This is a genomic window from uncultured Gordonia sp. (assembly GCF_937858515.1).
GTDB lineage: Bacteria > Actinomycetota > Actinomycetes > Mycobacteriales > Mycobacteriaceae > Gordonia.
Window position 1 is genome coordinate 1 of record NZ_CALLZT010000174.1, and the last position, 6,407, is coordinate 6,407.

5 protein-coding genes are annotated in these 6,407 nt (G+C 67.5%); all 5 read left to right on the top strand.

All coding sequences use genetic code 11. From position 1 onward, the window contains the following. On the top strand, positions 1-806 hold an 806-nt coding region (locus Q0627_RS17125), incomplete at its 5' end, for an ATP-binding cassette domain-containing protein (protein WP_298811623.1). After that, positions 796-2,493 carry a thiol reductant ABC exporter subunit CydC gene (gene cydC / locus Q0627_RS17130; protein WP_291019832.1) on the top strand — a complete coding sequence of 566 codons (1,698 nt, stop codon included), beginning with the start codon at positions 796-798 and terminating at the stop codon, positions 2,491-2,493. The genes Q0627_RS17125 and cydC, both read left to right, overlap by 11 nt. 176 nt (positions 2,494-2,669) lie before the next feature. Continuing rightward, the gene (locus tag Q0627_RS17135; RefSeq protein WP_291019829.1) at positions 2,670-3,641 is read left to right on the top strand and encodes an extracellular solute-binding protein; all 972 of its coding nucleotides are present in this window, start codon (positions 2,670-2,672) and stop codon (positions 3,639-3,641) included. Between the two features lie 37 nt (positions 3,642-3,678). Then, entirely contained in the window at positions 3,679-5,157 is a 1,479-nt protein-coding gene (locus Q0627_RS17140; RefSeq protein WP_298811627.1) for an iron ABC transporter permease, read from the top strand. Beyond that, the gene (locus Q0627_RS17145; protein ID WP_291019823.1) at positions 5,157-6,275 is read left to right on the top strand and encodes an ABC transporter ATP-binding protein; all 1,119 of its coding nucleotides are present in this window, start codon (positions 5,157-5,159) and stop codon (positions 6,273-6,275) included. Before Q0627_RS17140 ends, Q0627_RS17145 begins: the two co-directional genes overlap by 1 nt. Positions 6,276-6,407: the final 132 nt, after the last annotated feature.

The window sequence follows — 6,407 nt, forward strand, 5'->3', positions numbered from 1 at the left end:
GGTCGAAGTTCCACGACTCCGCTGATGGGCTGGCCGCGGCGAAGGCAGCGTTCGCGCTGATCGAAGGGGGTGGTGAGGAGGGGGTTGCGTCAGGTGTGGATTCTCGCCGGACCCAACGCGTCCCTGGCTCCTTGGTCGCTTCGGCCTCAGGGATCAAGATGGGGGATTCGTTTGAGGTTGGGTTGGGCGGGGTGGGGGTGTTGGGGCGTGACGGGTGGGCGCCGCGCGGGTTGTCGATGACTATCCGGCCGGGGCGGTTGACGATGATCACCGGGCCGAACGGGTCGGGGAAGTCGACGGCGCTCGAGGTGATCATGGGGTTGATCGAACCGGACGAGGGTCGGGTGCTGCGGGGTAAGGACGAACTCGACGAGTTCCGGCGGCGGGTCGCGTGGCTGCCGCAGCAGCCGGTTGTCGTGCCGGGGAGCGTCGCCGAGAACCTGACATTGTTCGCCGATGCCTCGCGAGCAGATCTTGACGCAGCAGCGTCGATCACCGGATTCGATGAGGTTCTCGCCGGGCTGTCCGACGGCTACGACACGATGCTGGGTGCGGGTGGCGTCGGGCTTTCTGCCGGGCAGCGGCAGCGGCTTGCCCTCACGCGTGTATTGGTGTCGACAGGTTCACTGCTGTTGCTCGATGAACCGACCGCCCATCTCGACCCCACTTCGGCCGAGCGAGTACTGATCCGGTTGCGGGAGCGGGCTGTCGGTGGGGATGCTGTCGTCGTGGTGGCGCACGGCGCTGAGGTGCTGCGCCACGCCGACGAGATCGTCGAGATGCCGGAGGCCGTCGATGCGAACTAGTTTCGACGCCGACCCACTGGTGCGGGCGCTGCGGTTTCTCGGCTTGAGTCGTCGGCCGCTGGTGTGGTCGTTGCTGTTGGGTGTCGGCGGGGCGCTGTCGGCGCTCGGCCTGGCGGCGCTGTCGGCATGGCTGATCACCCGGGCCTGGCAGCAGCCGCCGATCCTGTTCCTGTCGGTGGCGATCACCGCCGTTCGCGCACTGGGTATTTCGCGGGGAGTGTTCCGCTATCTGGAACGGCTCGCCACCCACGATCTGGCATTGCAGGCGATGGCGAATGCCCGGGAGCGGGTGTATCGCGCTCTGGCACAGGGCGATCCGGGCTATTCGGTGGGACTCAAACGCGGTGCGCTGCTGTCCCGGACGGGCGACGACATCGACGAGATCGGCAATGCGCTGATCCGCGGAGTGATCCCCATCGTGGTCGGTGCGATCACCGCAGTCGCGGCTGTGGTCGTCATGGCACTCGTATCATTATGGGCAGCAATGGTTTTACTGGTGGCACTCGTGGTGAGTGGTGCGGTCGCGCCGTGGCTTGCCGCACGCGGGTCGGCGAGAACCATCGCCGATTCCGCGAGAGCGACGGCAGAGTCGGCCGAGGCCACTATCACCGCGCTGTGGCACGCCCCCGAATTGGTGATCGCCGGTCGTCGTGACGCAGCGCTCGCCGCCGCGGCCCGGGCCGACGACGATGCGATCCGGGCCGCCGACCGCGGACTCGCCTGGCAGGCAGGGGCCGCCGCAGCCACGCCGCTGGCGATCGGGGTGTCGCTGCTGGCGGCCTGCCTTATCGGGATCGACCTCGCATCCGGGGTGCCGGGGTCGCTGGCCGGGGTGTCGTCGACGTCGGGACAGCTGACACCGATGGTATTCGGTGTGCTGATTCTGCTGCCGCTGTCGGCGTTCGAGTCGACGGCACCGCTCACCGAGGCGGGCATACAGCTCGAACGCAGCCGACAGAGCGCGGCGCGGATGCTGGCGCTCGTCGACGGGGCATCCCGGTCAGGTTCGGGCTCAACGGATTCCGATGCGGCGGTGCACCGTGGTCCGGCCATGCTGCGCTGCACCGGACTCGACTGGGGATGGCCGGGCGGACCCGCGCTCGGACCGGTCGGCGGACTGACCCGCGACCTGGCGCCGGGCTCGCGGCTGGTGATCGCCGGACCGAGCGGCTCGGGAAAGTCGACGTTGCTGATGACCCTGGCGGGACTGCTGGCGCCGAAGTCGGGTTCCGTTCAGGCCGTGGATGATTCGTTGCAGGACATCGAACTGTGTTCGGCTGTCCGCTATTTCGCGGAGGAAGGGCACATCTTCGCCACCAGCGTCAGGGAGAACCTGCTGGTCTCCCGCGGTGACGCGACGACCGGCGAACTCGATGACGCGCTGGCCGCGGTGGGACTTGCGGACTGGGTCCGGCGATTGCCCGACGGACTGGACACGGCGTTGTCCGGCGGAGGTGAATCGGTGAGCGGCGGACAACGCAGGCGTCTATTGCTCGCGCGTGCATTGATCAATCCGGCGCCGGTGATAGTGCTCGACGAACCGGTCGAACACCTCGACCGGGGCGACGCGGACTCGTTGCTTGCGGCAATAGTCGATCCCGCCGGGATCTTCGGGCCCCGGCGGACGGTGATCGTCGTGACCCACTATCTCCCTGGCGGGATCGATGCCGACCTGACTATCGGCTGACTCGATCACGTCCCCGGGGAGCTTAGGGAAGGCTGAAGAATGCCTTTACGTTCCACCGAATGCCGGTATTGTCTGATTTCACCGGATCGCCGGAAAGTGCGGTTCGTCCCCACGGGAAGGCAGAACGGCACATGAAAGCTATGACTCGGGTCTGGGCAATACCAGTGGCGGTGATCATGTCCGCGGGAATCCTCGCAGGCTGCGGCGACGACTCCGGTGATGAGCCGGCGCAGCTGACGCTGTACTCGGGCCGATCGGAGTCACTGGTGGGTCCGCTCATCGAGAAGATCGGCACCGAGATCGCGGTGACGCCCGCCTATGACAAGAAGGCCGCCCAGATCCTGGAGGAAGGGGACAAATCGCCCGCTGATCTGTTCTTCGCCCAGGACGCGGGCGAACTGGGAGCACTGGCCGACGCCGGACTGCTCGAACCGCTGCCCGACGACATCGCGGAATCGGTGCCGCAGCAGTACCGGACCGCGTCGAAATCGTGGGCGGCCACATCGGGACGGTCCAGGGTACTGGTCTACAACCCGGACGTGCTCGCCGCAGCTGATCTGCCGCCGGGCATCGACGGTCTGACCGACCCCAAGTTCCGCGGTAAGGTCGGATTCGCGCCCACCAACGCATCGTTCAAGTCATTCGTCACCGGACTTCGGGTGGTTCGCGGCGAGGACGGAGCCCGCGACTGGCTCACCAAGTTCCTCGCGAACGACCCCAAGAAGTTCGACGGCAACGGTGCCATTCTCGAAGCGGTCAACGACGGCTCGCTCGGCGCCGGGCTGCTCAACCACTACTACTGGGTGCAGGCGGTGGCCGAGGAAGGCATCGGCAAGGTGCCGTCGCGGCTGCACTTCTTCGGTGACGGAGACCCGGGTGCGCTCGTCAACGTTGCCGGTGTCGCGGTACTCAAGAGTTCGGACGACAAGGAAGAGGCATTCGACTTCGTGCGGCAACTCCTCACCCCGGAAACGCAGAAGTTCTTCACCACCGAGGTCGGCGAATATGCTGTGGCCGATAATATTCCACTGCCCGTCGCGGACCTGCCGCCGCTGATCAGCGACCTTAAACCGCCGAAGATCGACCTCGACGACCTCGCTGACGTCGCGGGTACCGAGAAGCTGCTCACCGAGGTGGGAGCTGTTTAGGCGGGAACGAATCCTGCTGGGGGTCATCAGCATCGCCGTGACGGTGCTGGTGGCCCTCCCCGCTGTGTACCTGGTGATCCGGGCGTCGGGGGCGGGCTGGGACACCGTCGAGGCGTCGCTGCTGCGCGCGCGGACCGCCGATCTGGCGGTCAATACAGTCCAATTGGCCGTGGCGGTCACGGCGGCGTCTGTGATTCTCGGGGTCGCCATGGCGGTGTGCGTGTGCCGGGGTATCCGCCGGGGCCGGACCCTGGCTGTCGCGCTGCTCGCCGCACCCCTGGCGGTTCCGTCGTATGTGTCCGGGTTTGCCTGGGGCCGAATGTTTTCCGGATTCGAAGGGTTTCCGGCCGCAGTGCTTGTGCTCATCATGGCCTGTTATCCGCTGGTTATGCTCCCCGCGATCGCGGTGCTGTCGGCGGCGGGCAGATCGGCCGAGGACGTCGCCCGCACCCTCGGCTACGGACCCCTGCGCACCTTTCTGTGGGCGACCGCGCCCCGGCTGCGGACCGCCGTCGCCGGGGGCGCTCTGCTGGTGGCGCTGTATACGGTGAGCGATTTCGGTGGTCCGGCCATCGTCCGCTACGAGGTGTTCACCGTCGGGATCTACAACGCCTACAACGGATCCGTCGACCGTTCCCTGGCCGCCGTCTACGGGTGTGTGCTGGTGGTGATCGCGTTGGTGCTCGCGCTCAGCGAACGCCTCGCTCGCGGCGACCACGACGAGATCGGGGCGCCGGAGCGCCGGCCGGCATCGTCGGAGTCGCCGGTCGCGTGGCTGTGTGTGACGGCCACGGTCACCGTCGGACTGTTCGCGCCGATCTGGTCGTTGATCTCCGCCATCAGGACCTCGCAACGGGTGCCGATGTCGTCGGTGGCCGACGTCAAAGACCTACTCGTCTGGGTGTGGCCATTGGCGCGCAACACCTTTGAGATCGCCATGATTGCTGCTGCGGTGATCGTGGTGGTGTCGGTGCCGGTCGCCCTGTTCATCCGGCGTCCACGCACCCCGCTGTCGGGGGCGGTGGAGGTGACACTCAATCTGGGTTTTGCGTTGCCCGGGATCGCCGTCGCCCTGGCGTTGGTGTTCTTCGGGATCCGGGTGCTGCCGGAGCTGTATCTGACCACCACGATGCTGACGGCGGCGTATCTGATTCTGTTCCTGCCGGTGTGTCTGGGGCCGCTGCGCGGTGCGTTCGATGCGATCGCACCCGGGCAGGAGGACTCGGCGCGCACGCTCGGCGCCGGCTACCTGGCGACCATCGCCCGGGTGTCGCTGCCCACGGTGACGCCGGCGCTGGTGGCCGGGGCGGCGCTGGCGTGTCTGTCGGTGGCCAAGGAACTGCCAGCCACCCTCATGCTGGCACCCATCGGCACCCGCACCCTGGCCACCGACCTGTGGAGCCTCAACAACGATCTGCGGTACGGGCAGGCCGCGGTACTCGGGCTGGCGCTGATCGTCGTCACCTCGATTCCGACGGTGCCGCTGTCCACCCGGTTCCTGCCGAGAGGGGAATGATGTCCGCGCTGCGACTGACCGGGGTGACCGTCGGCTACGGCGGCGCCACAGTGGTCCGCGATGTCTCGTTCGAGGTACCGCCGTTGTCGATCACCGCGGTGATCGGTCCGTCGGGGTGTGGCAAGACGACCCTGCTGCGGGCGATCGCCGGGCTGGAGCCGGTGCGCTCGGGCACCATCGAGATCACCGTTGCCGGCGAACGAAAGGTGTTGGCCGGCCCGGGCGTTCATGTTCCGGCGCAGCGCCGGCGGGTGGGGCTGGTCCCGCAGGACGGCGCGTTGTACGCGCACCTGAGGGTGGCGGAGAACATCGGTTTCGGTTTGCGGCACAACGTCTTCCGGAAAGTGGGTGACACTGCCAGAGTGGCCGGGCTGCTGGAACTGACCGGACTCACCGAACTGGCCGACCGAAAGCCGGCGCTGCTGTCGGGCGGTCAGCGCCAGCGCGTGGCCCTGGCCCGGGCGCTGGCGCCCCGGCCGACGATCATCTGCCTCGACGAGCCGTTCTCTGCTCTCGACGCGCACCTGCGTACGACGCTGCGGTCGCAGGTGCGGCAGATGATCCTCGCCGATGGCGCCGCCGCGCTGCTCGTCACCCACGACCCGGAGGAGGCGATGGCCGTCGCCGACCAGATCGTCGTCCTCATCGACGGTGAGGTGCGGCAGGTGGGCACCCCGCGCGAGGTATACGCCGAGCCCGCGGATATGGCGGTGGCGCAACTGTTCGGCACCGTCAGCGTGCTATCCGCCTCCGCCGAAGGTGATGTGGCGCGCTGCGTACTCGGCGTGGTGCCGGTGCGCGGCACCGCGTCCGGCGACGGTGTACTGCTGATCCGGCCCGCCGACCTCACCTGCGAACCGGTGCGCGATGACCGGCCGGCCCCGGCGACGGTGCGCGGCATCGAATTCGCCGGTGATCATCTGTTGGTCACCGCGACCGTCGGCGACGACATGGTGGTGGTCGCAAAGGTGAACCCGGACAGCGGGATCGGCGTCGGCGATGGCGTGGATCTGAGGGTTCGCGACACGGTGCGATTCGTTCCGGACGCCGCCGCGGTTAATCCGTTGCGCGATGTGGGGTCCGGGCGTAGGTTCTCGGATACACGAGAAAGGAGGTGATCCGAATTGATTTCAAATCGGACAAGTGAGGTGGCCATCCGCTGAGGCGGATCCGACCACACCTTGAGGTGTTCCGGCCCTGGTTCGCCGAGGCGAATCCCAGATGGTCACCCGGCCTCCGTACCCCGACCG

What these genes read in the sequence shown, in the direction of transcription:
- cydC (WP_291019832.1), top strand. Translation starts at nt 796, where the DNA reads ATGCGAACTAGTTTCGACGCCGACCCACTGGTGCGGGCGCTGCGGTTT.
- Q0627_RS17135 (WP_291019829.1), top strand. Translation starts at nt 2,670, where the DNA reads ATGTCCGCGGGAATCCTCGCAGGCTGCGGCGACGACTCCGGTGATGAG.
- Q0627_RS17145 (WP_291019823.1), top strand. Translation starts at nt 5,157, where the DNA reads ATGTCCGCGCTGCGACTGACCGGGGTGACCGTCGGCTACGGCGGCGCC.